Origin of the sequence: Methanosarcina vacuolata Z-761 (assembly GCF_000969905.1) — an archaeon.
GTDB classification, from domain to species: Archaea; Halobacteriota; Methanosarcinia; order Methanosarcinales; family Methanosarcinaceae; genus Methanosarcina; species Methanosarcina vacuolata.
The window spans coordinates 1,491,203-1,505,001 of the sequence record NZ_CP009520.1; the positions used below are offsets into that span (position 1 = coordinate 1,491,203).

Here is a 13,799-nt window from a genome sequence, read left to right on the forward strand (position 1 = left end):
CTTTTTAACCTGATTTACTTCCTCTTAACAGCATAAACCCCTAACAGGCCTATAGCTGCAATTAATATTCCAAATCCTGGGGCGCTAATTGAGCCCTCTCCTTCAGCTTTTACTCCTTCGGTATTTCCAGCTTCGGATCCTTCACTCTCACTGGAGCTGGTAGCCTCTTCGGTATTTTCGGAAGCTTCCTTGACTTCAAAGGGATGGCTGAGCGAAAGCGGGTTGAAATTGTCCTTATTGTCTCCAGGCCAGTAGAGGCCGCTGAAATGTACAGTATAGGTGCCTACTTTGTCTCCCTTGAGATTTATAGAGATTGTCCGGGACTTTCCTGGGGGTACGGAAAATGTTCCATAAGCCGTACCTGCTGCACCACTCTGAGCAAACTCCTGTCCATATACATGGATTCCAGAAGGTACGCTAACCCTTGCATCTACATTAAGAGTTATATCATTGAGAGATGGGTTATCAATATAGAGTTCAACAAGGCCATCTTCGTCTTTGGTTATTACATCATTAACTGGCCTCAGTACAACAGTTGGGCCCACCCTGAACTTCTGTTCTGCCACAGGAGTTTTTGTTACAGGTTCGGTCTGGTTTGTGGACTCATTCTGGTTTGCAGACTCGTTCTGGTTTATGTTACATGTCTTATTCTGTGATGTGGATTGATTAGCAGATTTATTGACGGATTCGTTGGTCTGTATAATCTTTGATGTTGTTTCACTTACTACTGGGTTATCGGCTGCACCAGCAACAGCAATTGATAATACAGCCCCGGAAATAAAGATCAACATCAGTATCATAGGCAAATATTTTTTCAATTTTGATACCTCCTTCCAGAGGGTATTAAATTACCTGTACAATAGCTTTTTGAAATAATTTTTTCTAAAATTCTCAGTATTGATCTTCACAGAGCAAAGTTTACTTCAAATCAATATTTTCCGGCATGTAATGAGCACCTTTGTTTAATTTACTTTCGGCTTTTTTGATAATATCCTGAGTATTCTATTAAACTTTTAAAATAAGTTTAGATTATAAAATATGATTTAATATGGCAATATTACTTTTCATGCCAATTAATGGGGTTATTGGTGTTTATTTATATTTTACTTGGGTATTTTAGTATCTATGTTTTCCGGATATACTTGTACATGTCTCTTTTTCTGCATTATTTGTGCGCCTGTCTCTCCTGTGTTTCTACAAATATTACTTACTTATGCACAAATGTAAACATTCAACTAAAATTTAGCTAAAATCTCAAACCACAAATCTTATCTGTGTAAAATTATATAACTAATTAAGTAATATTTTATAACTGATGTGTGTAATTTGAAAAAAGAATGGCTGTGTTCTGGCTTTATATGCCGTACCTGGCGATAAACGATCCCTACGTTATTGTATCTCCAGGTTTTGGTTTTAGCCTTATGGGCTTTCTTCTTGCTGTTTTACGCTACCGCAATTTGAAGTCAAAAATGAAAATTAGTCCGCTGCGTTTCACAAAAATATGGATTCTCGAGTCTAGAACCTAACTCGAGAGTTTCACAAAGGTGAAAAGATGAAGACCCAAGTAGCATCATTAACTATCAACCCTGAGAATAAAACCGAGACCCTGTTTGCTCAATCTGATAAGCTGGGGATTTTTTTCCATAATCCTGTTTCGTTCCAAGTGCCAGATATGTACTCTCCCCTAGTGAAAAGCAATAGAATTGGCCTTGTCCGCGGTGACGTGGCAGAGTATAAGCTTAAGATAAAGGTCGGATTTGGAAAGTATGATTACATTGTACTCACCAACTATGTAAAAGAAAAGATCGCCTGGAGCACAGTTCAAAATAAAAATTTAATAATTTTTCCAGGGCAGGCTTTGACTGAAAGTTTCTATTCCGATATGGCGATATACTATGCTCAGCAAGGATACAGTACATACATTCTGGATCGAAGAGAGACAAATGTTCCGATAAATGAGACCGATTTCAGTTACATGGAAAACTGGACCATTGACAGTTACTTGAATGATACATACAACGGCATCGCTGTGTCAAGAATTCATACAGCTTTCCTGAGTGATAAAGCAGTAGAGGACATCGAGGTTACGGCAATTGGCCACAGTCATGGGGCTTTGATCCTTACTGCTTACGGTGCTAGCAAATACAATGACCTTGTTTTAGGTTCGGTTAACAGAATGGTGCCTGTTGATATCGTTATTAAGTACGAGCCTAAACATTCTGAGTTAATAAGATCTCAGGTACAGGAATTTGACACAATCTCCAGATGTTTGGAAAAAAGGGCATATAACAGCAACAATATGGCTTTCATGATGCAGATAGCCAATCTGGCTTTAACCGATCCTGACCAAGAATCTGTTTTTCAACCTGACCTTACAAACAGACAATTTTTCCGGCTTATGGCTACCCAGACTCATGCATTCAATGCATATCCCTATACTCCGAATTATCACTACTGGAGCGGAGATCTGGACGGCCTTTATTACGTTGACGAAAACAGGCTACTTAACTTGACCTTAACCGGAGGGGCTGTTCCTTACGCACCTAAGCACCTGGATCTTTACATGGCTGGATTGATGGGGAATGTGGAAGGCTATGAAATTGACTTTTCAAGAATAAGTTTCCCTGTTCTTTATATTGGGCTTGGGGGAGGTTTCAGTGACTATGGTTCCTGGTGGTACAAAAACGAAGTCGGAAAAATTAATGATAAGGTTACTTCCATGGGCTGGAAGAACCAGGGTCACGGTAGCATAGCCCTTGATTACAACTCTCGCGAGTTATGGACACTTATACACGACTGGATAATGAGCAATTAGGTCTGGGAATTAGGGACACAATCTCATAATCCTGGTGCATCGGTTCTCAAATAAGTACGTAATAAGAAAATAATTACGGCTTACGACTTAAATATTATTTTCAAGTTACATGGAATTTTGTAACACGGAAAACACAGCCTGTCGCATAGTGATTCGATCTGGATATTACAACCACGGAAAACACGGAAAGCACGGAAGAAACACGCCTTTACTACGGATTTCCATGTCTTCCGTGCTTTCAGTGGTTTTCTAAAAATTCATTCTGACCTGGAAACTAATGTCCTCAGGCTGTTTTTTAGCATTACAGCAGTTGCAAAAATACCTCCAAATTTGGGAAAAATTCATAGACGTTCTCCCATTCTCCATAGGATTTATTCGATGTTAAGATCATTGAATTCTTTTCATAACGTATTGAAATTAGCTGAAATAAACAGTGAGCTCCTACTTTGTCAAATGGGAGATATTTGAAAAATGTATGCTTTGAAATTAGTGACAGATATGGAACACCTTATAAGAAAACCGTTTGCAGGAAAAACAGAAAAAAATGTGCTGGAAGAAAAACAAGTCACTTTTGACTTAATCATTATTACAAGGTTTGCACCCAGTTCTAAATTAATTAACAATCTGTATCTCAATCTGCCTTTTTTGGTTCGGCTACAAAATCGTACAGGAACGCTGCGACAAGTGCTCCCGCTATGGGACCTATGATATAAATCGGGAACTGAGTCCAGAGGTTAGCTCCACCCAGCAAGGATTCAGCAAGATAAGGGCCGAAGGTGCGGGCAGGGTTCAGAGAAGAACCTGTAATGTTGCCTACAACAATCACATCCGCAGCTACCACAATCCCTATTGCAAGCCCCGCAAATCCAGGGGGAGCCCTTCGGTCCACGGCTGTACCCATAATGGTAAGCATAAGGAAAAAGGTACACACAGCTTCGCAGAAGATTGCCTGCCCATAACCGACCCCGTAGAACATGGACGTGGCTCCCAGACCTGTATCAACAGCCCTCATCCCCAGGATCGCTACAAGAGAAAAGGACGCAAGGCTTGCACCTATAAGCTGGGCGATAATATACGCAGGGAGGTCTTTTGTGGGAAAGCGGCCTGTGGCCCAGAGAGCAAGACTTACCGCAGGGTTGATGTGGGTACCTGAAATGTGGCCGAAAGCATAGATCATGGAGGTGATTGCAATTGCAAAAGACATTCCTATGGCAAACCAGGCCGCAATGTCAATTCCTATGTTAAACTGGTTTCCGGGAAAAGCCTCCCAACCCTCCATAAGAAGCACGGTCGTTACCACCGAACCAGTACCCAGGAACACCAGGACATAAGTCCCTATTAATTCCGCAAGCGCACGTTTCATGAGGTTTGTTACTGCCATATCAAGCTCCTCAATAATAGGTTTGGGACAAAGGGAACTGTAAGGAGGGCTGTACTATATTCATTTACGTAAAAAATTACACTTGAAATTGAGATGAAATTGAGATTACTCATTTCCTGATCCGAAGCATTGTGTTTCCAGTTTTTTATGAGAACCCAGGTGTAAATAGTTGTGTTCAAGACTATAGAAAGGGTCTGCGTGGAAGACTTCTTCTCGGTTACCCTTTACCCCAGCCTTTACTCCACTTCCCTTTACTCCAGCTACCTTTTACTCCAGCTACCTTTTACTCCAGCTACCCTTTACCCCAGCTATCCTTTACATTCTCTTTGCTTTACCCCAGCTACCCTTTACATTCCCTTTGTCGTTATGGTCAAACTCCGTTAAACTGCCTCTGACCAGTTGCAGTAGTTGCACTTGTAGTCAAAATAGTTCGCCGAACAGAACTTGCAGACCCTTGCCGGAGAATGTGCCTTCTGCTTGTGCAGTGCGATGATATTTGTCATAAGCGTTGCAGTCACAGGCTCACTTGTCAGGAGGCAGGGGAAATCAGCCAGGCGCATGAGAGCCGAGAAACGGACAGTGATTGCACAGGCCGGATAGGTGTAACGCTGAGGGTTTTGCAGGACCTCGTTCCTTTCAATGGGGCTCAGGTCGATAGGCACACCCTGTACAATGCACCCGGCACCCCTCGGAATATGGTCAATGATTCGTTCACCCTTTTCAATCATGTCAATGAAATCCACGTTATGCAGCTCAGCTGCCGCCCCACGTCTCGGGTTGGTCAGCACAAGGTTGTGGAAGCGTTTGACCAGCAGGTCAAGCACCATCATGGTGGTAAACCCGTCCATCCAGAGGATTTTAGTGACTGCAGCGGCTGTTGCGTCCGTACCGATGGTCAAGGGTGAGTATTCGTCCCTGAACTTGCCTTTTGCCCTGTTCATGGTACTTTCAAGCACGTCTGTTACAGCATTGATAACTGCCAGCACGACGTCGTCTTTTGTCATATTGTACATAGACTGGGAAATGTGGTGGGCTACGTCACCTACGCCATAAGCAGGTACTGTCACAATATTCCCGTAGAAAACATCGGCATTCATGGCATCCTTTACGGTTTTTCGTATCCTCTGCTTATATGTCTCCATATATTTTCTGGTGTCAAAGGACGTATGCCCTGCTTCTTCCATGAGTTTTACCTGAGCATCCACCGGGGACTCGTAGACCATCTTGAGCATGTCAATTTCTTCTTTTATGGCTTCCGAAGGAGTTTTTCCGTCTTCAACCGCTGTCTGGAACTTCGCCCCAACACCATAGGACGTGTTCATACCCCAGGACTTTGAAGACAGGATCGTCCGCTTGTGCTCCACAGGGATGTCCATTTTCTGGAGGATCCTGTTTACGACATTACTCGTGCTTCCGGGCACAAAGGCAAAGTCTACTACACAGGTCGGACCGTAAAAGCCTCCGTACCGGCGAATTGATTCTTTTCCTATCAGGGCTTCGGATTTTCCTATTTCCTCCACGAATTTCATGACCGATTCATGGAAAGCCGGGTCTTCCTCATAGAGAATTTCGAGGATAGGAGGGGTCTGGTAATGCTCTACAAAAGGATCATCTTCAGGCCTGACCGTGTCCGTAAGGCTCGTAAGAGTTTCATAGTGGGTGTTTACAGAATTGATGTGCAGGTCGAAGACCTCCTTACACTGCTCTCCAACCGGCTTCATTTTGTTTACTGCGTCTACGTAGGGTTTTGCATCTTTTATCTTGAACTCAGTGCCCCGCTTTTTATTAATCACTCCCACTACGGCTTTCTGGGCACTTACAGCCTCGTCTGCCATCTTATTATACATTTCCTGAACGTCAACTCTAACTTCCGTTATCATATTCACTCCCCAAAATCACTTTAAAGCTGCCAGGAAATCCGCGAGGGATTCTTAAAACCCTTAAATCCAGGAATTCAGACCTTAAAAACCTGATAACTTAAATCCAATATCGAGATTCAATAGAAATAAGTCCCCCATAATCGAGATTCAATAGAAATAAGTCCCCCATAATAAAAACCAGAGATACCCAATCCAGATAATTTCTGTTATTAATCTTCTGGATTCTGCAGCTACTTATATATTCTCATTTTTATACTATGATTCTTTTTTATTCTATAAATAGTTTGATTTAAAGAGTAAAGCCTGGTTTAAAGATTCAGAAACTGATTCAAAAGTCTAAATTTGAGAACTATTGTTAAAGGGTTAGAGTTGAAATACTCAGATATTGGCTTTTAATGCTCAGGGATTGGCTTTTAATGCTCAGGGATTGGCTTTTGGAGAAAAAAGAAACAGAAAAACCATCAGGGGAGCAGAGTAGTTTGTTTACTCTTTGCTACCAGGCCGTCAAGGTCAAGCCTCTGTTTTATCAGCCCTGCAAGGACTTCATTAGCAAGCCTGATTACTTCGTCCTTGTTTTCCCGCATTTCGTATGCAGGGTCATCGGAAGGGATCTCAATTTTCGTTATATCGGCTCTGGCTTTTTTCAAATGTGCTTCCTGAGCTTCACAGACTATGCTGGGTTTTTCCAGGTACTGTTCAAGATGTTTTTGAGTAATTCCTATAAGCTTCAATTCCTTGCGGAAACAGGGCCTTTCAAACAGTCTGGAGACCACATATACTCCCACAGGAATTCTGAAATCCAGGTTGATTTTAAGAAGCTGGGACCTGAGAATAGAATAAATTTCTTCCGGATCTGAAAGTTCTGGAGACCTGGGTTCTTTTCTTTTTTCGGATAAAGGCTCTGTGGCTTTTTCAGGCAGGGCATAAATCTTCGAAGGGGGAACTTCAGTTTCTTCCAGAATATCAAGGTCTCTGAGCGCCCTGAGATAGCCTGTAAGGACCAGGCGGTGCTCATCTATACCTATGGTTTTCAGTTCTCTGGAAAGCCCGCTGATTGAGAGCTTCTTGCCTTCAAGTAGTTCCAGGAGTTTGGGGTGAAGTTTTTCATCCATCTGTACCGACATCATGTTTTATTGTTGTTAATTGATTCTTCAGGACTCCAGCCGGAAAAACATTGTTTTTCAGATCCGCCGGGCAAAAGAGCCCGTATTTTCCCGAATATTTGAAAAGACCTGACCTTTTTCTATCTATGAGAGGAGTAAGCAAGAAAATTGCAGGGAGTAATACACGATGTAACTATCCTGCATAATATAAAGCTTATGAGAGAGCCTGTAGGGAAGAAGTATAGAAAATATCGGGAAGAAATTGGTAAATTTATGTAAAAAGATCTGTTAAACTCTCAAACGAATATTTAACAGATGGTAAAAGTATACCACTTTCAGTAGCTGTTGATGGAGCAAATCGCCACGATAAAAAGCTTGTAAAAAGGACATTAAATGCCATTATTTTGAAAGACCTTCTACAGAAGAGGGAATTCAAAATATCTGTATGAATAATTACATGATTTTCCTGATATCAGAGAATTGGTCAAAGAATATGGTTATATTGCCCATATCAAAAGCCGTGGAGAAGAAAACATAAGAATAGAGATACCCTGTTTTAGGACAAGAAGATGGGTTGTAGAAAGGACACATTCCTGGCTAAACAGATTTAGAAGACTGCTTATAAGATGAGATACGAAAATTAAGAATTACTTTTCTATGCTTCATTTCGCATGTGCATGGATAACATTCAGAGCAGCAGGACTTTTCGGATAGGTTCGAAATAGCAATTAAATATATTGATATGTTAAAATGCGCTTGCTGCCGAAGGTAGAAAATAAATAAGAATTGAGCTTTTCCCAGCAGAATTGAAGGGCAACGCTTAAAAATAATAATTGCCATCTGCATTAGGCTTAAATTGATTATTTCACAAGGCTGCAAAGATGATTACGAAATTAATTCCCAAAAAAGTATTTTTTACAAGTGGAGTTGGTACACACCCTGAAAATCTTGAATCATTTGAAGTTGCACTCAGGGATGCAGGTATTGAGAAATTTAATCTCGTAACTGTAAGTTCTATCCTGCCCCCTAACTGTGAGATTGTATCCAGAGAGGAGGGACTCGAAGAGTTAAGTCCCGGAGAGATCGTATTTTGCGTAATGTCCAGGATTTCTTCCAATGAGCCAAGAAGGACACTCAGTACATCGGTTGGTTGTGCACTCCCACAAAACATGAACAAGCACGGTTACATATCAGAATATCACGCCTATGGAGAAACCGCTCAGGACGTTGGGGAACGTTCCGAGAAACTTGCAAGAAGCATGTACAGCACCTGGACAAACGAATATCCTCTCAAAACTCTCAGCTTTCCCAGGTCATCTTCTGTAGATGAACATGGAGACTGGATGACCGTGATATCCGCAGCAGTCTTTACTATCTGAAAAGTTAACAGTATGCCTGTAATAATTTCTTAGATTGTTTACGAACTCCTCTCTGAAAATTAAAATATACTCCCCATTATGTTAATTTCATATTCTTTGATCCTGATTCAAACCCTGCAAATTAGTTTTCCTGAAGAAGATTCATCTCTCATGATATCGTCATGGGAAGAAGCCGCATATATTGATATTTAATAAAATAATATAATTATATAGCGTTATTTGTATATCTTACCGCCTGTCGCCAAATGTCTTCAGGTATAAATGTCTTCAGGTATTATAGTCACGCCTGTAATTGTTGCAACAAAAAACTTCATTGTACCTCATTGGACAGTTGCATTATTCAGGTATGATAAAAATATAACTTCAAATTTGCAGTTCAGAAATTTATCCGTAATTTCAGTATCTCAATAATGATTCTTGGCAACAAATGCCTTGATATTATACTTGAATCATTCCTCAGCTTCGTGACTATAGAAATCACATGCAAAACTATCATTATCTGTTTATTAGGAGAATGGTATGCATCTTAATGTGTTCACAGATAACCCAACCGTTCCGATAGATGTAAAGGACAGGTCTGTAAGCGAATTAATGGAAGGAATGCTTAAGACAGGCTTCCAGGGAAGAAAGCTAGCTGAATCTGTCCAGGCCTGGCATAACATGCTAAAAGAAAAGAATATGACTGTGCTGATGGGACTGTCTGGGGCTATGGTCCCTGCTGGCATGCGTAGGGTTATTTCCTATATGATCCGGGAGAGGATGATAGACTGTCTTGTAAGCACAGGAGCAAACCTTTTCCATGATTCACACGAAGCGCTCGGCAAGAAACATTATGTGGGTTCACATCTGGCTGACGATGAAGACCTCTTTGAGCACGGTGTTGACAGGATCTATGATGTTTTTGCGGTTGAAGAAGAGTTCAGAACCGCAGATAGCCTTATTGCGGATTTTGCAGAAGAAATTGGGGAAATTTCCTGTTCCTCAAGGGAGTTCATGTACCTGCTCGGAAAGGAACTGACAAGGCGCGGAGCGGCCGAGGATTCTATAGTCGTAAGTGCATACAGGCACAATATTCCTATCTTCGTTCCTGCACTTTCGGATAGTTCAATAGGAATCGGGTTAACCATTGCAAGAAGAAGAGGATTGAAACTTGAGATTGACCAGATAAAAGACGTTGATGAGGTCACTCAGATTATAGAAAAATCAGGTAAAACAGGAGTTGTATACGTTGGAGGTGGAGTCCCTAAAAATTTTATCCAGCAAACCGAAGTAATAGCTTCTATTCTTGGAACGCAAGTCGGAGGGCATGATTATGCAATTCAGTACACTACTGATGCTCCTCACTGGGGAGGACTTTCAGGCTGCACTTTCGATGAAGCTGTTTCCTGGGGAAAAATTGCAGTTCAGGCAAAAAAAGTGCAGGTCTTCGTGGATGCTACTATTGCTCTCCCTATTGTAGCCCATGCACTTCATGAAAAATGCCGCGAACTGAAAAGAAATGCCCCGACATTTAACTGGGAAAGGCCTGAAGGGCTTGATATTGATTACAGAGAGTAATCAAATTACGAATCTTTATTATATTTGAAAGCTTATAATGTAAGACGAGAAGGAGAGGAGTAAATGGGTAAAAGAACTCGAATAATTAACGATCCTTCCTATTTAGTACCATTGCTCAGGACTTTTGGGTCAAGAACTCACAAAAAGATATTTGATGCACTTTCAAACAAATGGATGACAAGAGCAGAGATAGATGAATTCATGGGCGCAGACTCATCAAAAAGCCTCCATATCCTGAAAAAAGCCGGGCTACTGGAGAGTCAGTGGAGAGTTCCGGAGGCAGGGCAAAAACCTTCCAAAGAATACCATAGTTCCTATTCCAAGGTTCAGGTTAATTTCCAGTGTTCTTTTGAGGATTTGAGTGATATCATCATGCTGACCTTCAAGCCATACGAGGAGGTCAAAGACGCAATGGAAGAACTGGAAAAGCTGGTAGAAGAAGGAAATACCTCCATGAGCAGCCTCACACGGACGCTTAATAGAAATCCGTTTTATATTTGCGCTGTCGCCCGTAGATCTGAAAGACTTTCTGTGATGGGGCAACGGTTAAAAGTAATTGAAGATGTAGAGGAGAACTACGATTGATGATTAAAATCCTCCAGACTAAAAGCGGAGTAACCAAGTTTCAGGTCCTTATCGAAATTGCAGCCCATCAGCCGAATGTAAGACAAAAAGAAATTGCCGCAAAGATAGGAATAACTCCTCAGGCCGTTTCCGAATATATCAAAGAACTTGTAAATGACGGGCTGATAGTTACTGAGGGCCGGGTTCGCTATAGGATTACAAAAGAAGGTGTAGAATGGGTCCTTGATAATGCCACGGAAATGAAGCAGTACGCCCGCTTTGTCATGGAGGACATAATCAACCATATCTCAACCTGGACAGCGATTGCAAAAGAGGATGTAAAGGAAGACCAGCAGGTATACCTGAAAATGGAAGGTGGACTCCTTTACGTCAGCAGCATGGAAAAAACAGGCGCATCAGGCAATGTAATTTCCGACGCATCTGCCGGGGAAGATGTAGGAGTAACGAGCCTGCGAGGCCTGATCGACCTGGAAAATGCTACAATTACAATCTGCAAGGTCCCGAGGATCGAGCGTGGAGGCTCAAGAAAGGTAGATATTGAACGCCTGAGGGCCCTGACAAGTTCAAAATCCTATATAGCAGCTATAGGCGTGGAAGCACTTATCGCTCTGCGCAAGCTCAACATAGCCCCGAATGTTATGTTCGGAAGTAATGAATCAGTTATTGAGGCTGCATATCACGGCTTATCATCCCTTGTAGTCTCAGTAGATGAGCAGGTTCCTTCCCTTCTTAACAGGCTGGAAACCGAAAATCTTGAGTACGAACTCGTAGACCTGACTCTCGAGTAATTTCTAATTTTTAAGTCAAAATTGCGCTGGCGCACCCCGCTGCAACCTAGCGGGGTATTTGACTGAAATAAATGCACTGCTTTCCTTATTTCTCATTTTTTTTCGTTAACTTATCTAACAGTTCAGAGCCTGGTGCCTCGCCAGTTAAAAGAATAATTGCAATAAGGATAATTGCCATTGTTATAAGAATAGCATATCTAGTTAGGCTCTCTTCAGAATAATACATACCGACAAGCGGAGCAATAATTATAAATCCAATAGTTACCAACCAGCCTTCTAAGCTAGCCGGGCTAACGCCCCAACCAATACGCCTTTTATGAAACCATGCTTTTTTGGTAAGTCTTTTCATGCTTTGCCTCCATTTGTTTTTGTTTCAATCCTTGTTTTCATGTATCTTGCCCGCGAATAACTTTCAATCCTGACTTCCGCTTTTTTAAGCGCATAAATTCAATTTTTCCATAATTTCTTTTTGCTTTCTTGTGAGTTCTGTAACTATTACCTCTCCATTTTGCAGTTCTACTTTTCTGATCTTCTCAAGCTCTAAAAGTAAACTCTCTACTGTATAATCCTCAATAATTTTTGTTTCCTTCATCATACTCAGTAGCTTCATTCTAATAATTAGTCCGATAAAGCAGACAAAAATGAATCCCTTTGTTGTTGAATCTTTGTTTGTGTTTAGTGGAAGCGACTGAATATCATTTTTCATTACTTTGAATCCTTTCTCAACAATATCTCTTTCTCTGTAGTAAGTGAGACATTCTACCCAATCACGTTCTCCATAATAAAAAAGGAAAAACTTCCCCATTCTGTTTATTCTCTGCGATACTGCATTTTTCTTGATATTGATTTTGAAATGGTCATCTATCTTTTTCCACGAATAGAAACTTGCCATTTCCCTTGCTCTCTCTTTGAACACCTCTGCCGCATTTCTCCATCCTGGTATTGCTGTTTCTTCCAGTTTTTCCTTCATATCATAAAGACGGGAGTAAAATGTGCTTTTTTCTTCCATTTCTCTCTTTGGATCATAGAAACAGTATCCATTGATCTTGAATTCCTTTTCCTCAAGAGTCACTGGCTTTACAAATATTGGTTTTTTGTGAAACTTATGAAGATATTCCGGACTTTCGATGTCTTTTTGTACTGAACTCATAAGCTCTTTGACACTTTTAAGTGCCATTGTAGCTGGCATAATAAAAGGAATCTTTTCCCTTACTAATTCCTCAATGTTTCCCTTGCTGAAAAAGCCTCTATCCATTACCAGTGTATAGTTTTCCATTCCATGAGCTTCTATCTTTTTTAGAGTATTTTTAAGAGTTGTAACGTCTACAATACTTCCAGGATAGATGTCATACATCACCGGAATTCCTTTTTCCTTATCCACAATCATGGAGAGATTTATTTGAGGAAGATCGCAATTGTCTCTATTGTATCCGTATTCAAGAAGATTAATTAGTTGTGAGTAGCTCGATAAACTGGTAAGATCGTACATTAATGTGCGTTTTGTCCCAAGATTTCTAAACATTTTACCCATAAACATGGATGGAATGTCGCTATTACCTACTTTTGCAAGTAGATTACTGATGTTTTGACTTTTCAAGGGTAACTCAGGCCACTGGAGAGAAAGAACAGAATTCTCATACCAGGTTTTAAGGTTATACATAGCTGTAGGACGAATTACACGATTAAGTGCCATTGAAAGTATCATGTTCCTGTCTTTTTCATTGAACAGATCACCAAGATACTCTTCAATTTTGAGTTCTTCTACTATTTTCTGTAATGGAAGGAACTCACCATAGTTATAAGCATTTACAGGTTTGCTGGAAACGAAAGAAGTCTCATCTTGCACGATTTCATCGGAAGAGTTTAATGCGTCACGAACTCTAACAGGTTTACCGTTTATGTTTCTGCCAACATATTTGGATTTATGGCGAATTTGTTTCTTTTCCTTATCGTAATAAGGAATATCTTCGTACCAGTACTCAATTCCATTTATTTTCTTGATGCGGAGGATAGACTTCATGCGCTTATATAATAAGCGCATAATAGTATAGATAGTTTTTGAATTGTTGTTTGGAAATGAGTAAGTTAGTATGCATCTGCACACGAATTAAATGAGCAAAATAGGGATACAAAAAGTATGCGCTTAAAATTTGGGAATTAAGGTAGTATGCATCTGCACACGAATTAAATGAGCAAAATAGGGATACAAAAAGTATGCGCTTAAAATTTGGGAATTAAGGTTCAATATATTTAGGAATAATTCAAATATAATATCAAGGGTTTTTGTTGCCAAAGATGATTATTTGGGGAA

The 13,799-nt window shown here is 40.6% G+C and carries 13 protein-coding genes and 1 pseudogene; 7 read left to right on the forward strand and 7 right to left on the reverse strand.

Annotated elements, in window-relative coordinates; genetic code table 11:
* Positions 1 to 14: 14 nt before the first annotated feature.
* Positions 15 to 818, reverse strand: coding sequence for a PGF-CTERM sorting domain-containing protein (locus MSVAZ_RS06370; protein ID WP_048119440.1), 804 nt, complete (start codon positions 816 to 818; stop codon positions 15 to 17).
* Between the two features lie 734 nt (positions 819 to 1,552).
* On the opposite strand from MSVAZ_RS06370, the gene MSVAZ_RS06375 reads away from it, so the two are divergent.
* Positions 1,553 to 2,815: a hypothetical protein gene (locus MSVAZ_RS06375; protein WP_048119442.1), complete on the forward strand. Its 1,263-nt coding sequence runs from the start codon at positions 1,553 to 1,555 to the stop codon at positions 2,813 to 2,815.
* Between the two features lie 301 nt (positions 2,816 to 3,116).
* On the opposite strand, the gene MSVAZ_RS21515 is transcribed toward MSVAZ_RS06375, so the two are convergent.
* Both MSVAZ_RS21515 and MSVAZ_RS06380 read right to left on the reverse strand, forming a co-directional pair.
* The gene (locus MSVAZ_RS21515; RefSeq protein WP_332310045.1) at positions 3,117 to 3,311 is read right to left on the reverse strand and encodes an ATP-binding protein; all 195 of its coding nucleotides are present in this window, start codon (positions 3,309 to 3,311) and stop codon (positions 3,117 to 3,119) included.
* 135 nt (positions 3,312 to 3,446) lie between these two features.
* Complete coding sequence (locus MSVAZ_RS06380) at positions 3,447 to 4,196, reverse strand: MIP/aquaporin family protein (RefSeq protein WP_048119446.1); 750 nt, start codon at positions 4,194 to 4,196, stop codon at positions 3,447 to 3,449.
* Between the two features lie 171 nt (positions 4,197 to 4,367).
* Between MSVAZ_RS06380 and MSVAZ_RS06385 the strand changes: the two genes are divergently transcribed.
* The gene (locus MSVAZ_RS06385) at positions 4,368 to 4,580 is read left to right on the forward strand and encodes a hypothetical protein (RefSeq protein ID WP_048119448.1); all 213 of its coding nucleotides are present in this window, start codon (positions 4,368 to 4,370) and stop codon (positions 4,578 to 4,580) included.
* Here the strand turns inward: MSVAZ_RS06385 and MSVAZ_RS06390 are convergent.
* Positions 4,577 to 6,076, reverse strand: a complete 1,500-nt coding sequence (locus MSVAZ_RS06390) for a DUF2193 domain-containing protein (RefSeq protein ID WP_048119451.1) — start codon at positions 6,074 to 6,076, stop codon at positions 4,577 to 4,579. The two genes, MSVAZ_RS06385 and MSVAZ_RS06390, sit on opposite strands and share 4 nt — an antisense overlap.
* Positions 6,077 to 6,537: 461 nt before the next feature.
* Entirely contained in the window at positions 6,538 to 7,188 is a 651-nt protein-coding gene (locus MSVAZ_RS06395; RefSeq protein WP_048119454.1) for a hypothetical protein, read from the reverse strand.
* A gap of 299 nt (positions 7,189 to 7,487) precedes the next feature.
* On the opposite strand from MSVAZ_RS06395, the pseudogene MSVAZ_RS19335 reads away from it, so the two are divergent.
* The 5 genes and pseudogenes from MSVAZ_RS19335 to MSVAZ_RS06415 all read left to right on the forward strand — a co-directional run.
* A pseudogene (locus tag MSVAZ_RS19335) lies at positions 7,488 to 7,893 on the forward strand (transposase); the annotation flags it as partial.
* Positions 7,894 to 8,060: 167 nt separating this feature from the next.
* Entirely contained in the window at positions 8,061 to 8,558 is a 498-nt protein-coding gene (locus MSVAZ_RS06400; RefSeq protein WP_048119457.1) for a pyruvoyl-dependent arginine decarboxylase, read from the forward strand.
* A 519-nt stretch (positions 8,559 to 9,077) separates the two neighbouring features.
* Positions 9,078 to 10,115 carry a deoxyhypusine synthase gene (locus MSVAZ_RS06405; RefSeq protein WP_048119460.1) on the forward strand — a complete coding sequence of 346 codons (1,038 nt, stop codon included), beginning with the start codon at positions 9,078 to 9,080 and terminating at the stop codon, positions 10,113 to 10,115.
* A gap of 63 nt (positions 10,116 to 10,178) precedes the next feature.
* Complete coding sequence (locus MSVAZ_RS06410; RefSeq protein ID WP_048119462.1) at positions 10,179 to 10,700, forward strand: ArsR family transcriptional regulator; 522 nt, start codon at positions 10,179 to 10,181, stop codon at positions 10,698 to 10,700.
* Complete coding sequence (locus MSVAZ_RS06415) at positions 10,700 to 11,488, forward strand: DUF7839 domain-containing protein (protein ID WP_197078878.1); 789 nt, start codon at positions 10,700 to 10,702, stop codon at positions 11,486 to 11,488. The genes MSVAZ_RS06410 and MSVAZ_RS06415 overlap by 1 nt, the downstream gene beginning before the upstream one ends.
* An 85-nt stretch (positions 11,489 to 11,573) precedes the next feature.
* Here MSVAZ_RS06415 and MSVAZ_RS06420 read toward each other — a convergent pair whose 3' ends face one another.
* Together MSVAZ_RS06420 and MSVAZ_RS06425 are read right to left on the reverse strand one after the other, a co-directional pair.
* The gene (locus tag MSVAZ_RS06420) at positions 11,574 to 11,837 is read right to left on the reverse strand and encodes a hypothetical protein (protein WP_048119468.1); all 264 of its coding nucleotides are present in this window, start codon (positions 11,835 to 11,837) and stop codon (positions 11,574 to 11,576) included.
* An 84-nt stretch (positions 11,838 to 11,921) separates the two neighbouring features.
* Positions 11,922 to 13,508: an IS1634 family transposase gene (locus MSVAZ_RS06425; RefSeq protein ID WP_048117034.1), complete on the reverse strand. Its 1,587-nt coding sequence runs from the start codon at positions 13,506 to 13,508 to the stop codon at positions 11,922 to 11,924.
* Between the last annotated feature and the right edge of the window lie 291 nt (positions 13,509 to 13,799).

Bases quoted from the DNA above. Each gene is read 5' to 3' on its own strand.
- MSVAZ_RS06410 (WP_048119462.1), top strand. From the start codon at position 10,179: ATGGGTAAAAGAACTCGAATAATTAACGATCCTTCCTATTTAGTACCA.
- MSVAZ_RS06395 (WP_048119454.1), bottom strand. From the start codon at position 7,188: ATGGATGAAAAACTTCACCCCAAACTCCTGGAACTACTTGAAGGCAAG.
- MSVAZ_RS06375 (WP_048119442.1), top strand. From the start codon at position 1,553: ATGAAGACCCAAGTAGCATCATTAACTATCAACCCTGAGAATAAAACC.
- MSVAZ_RS06425 (WP_048117034.1), bottom strand. From the start codon at position 13,508: ATGAAGTCTATCCTCCGCATCAAGAAAATAAATGGAATTGAGTACTGG.
- MSVAZ_RS06400 (WP_048119457.1), top strand. From the start codon at position 8,061: ATGATTACGAAATTAATTCCCAAAAAAGTATTTTTTACAAGTGGAGTT.
- MSVAZ_RS06380 (WP_048119446.1), bottom strand. From the start codon at position 4,196: ATGGCAGTAACAAACCTCATGAAACGTGCGCTTGCGGAATTAATAGGG.
- MSVAZ_RS06415 (WP_197078878.1), top strand. From the start codon at position 10,700: ATGATTAAAATCCTCCAGACTAAAAGCGGAGTAACCAAGTTTCAGGTC.
- MSVAZ_RS06420 (WP_048119468.1), bottom strand. From the start codon at position 11,837: ATGAAAAGACTTACCAAAAAAGCATGGTTTCATAAAAGGCGTATTGGT.
- MSVAZ_RS06390 (WP_048119451.1), bottom strand. From the start codon at position 6,076: ATGATAACGGAAGTTAGAGTTGACGTTCAGGAAATGTATAATAAGATG.
- MSVAZ_RS06405 (WP_048119460.1), top strand. From the start codon at position 9,078: ATGCATCTTAATGTGTTCACAGATAACCCAACCGTTCCGATAGATGTA.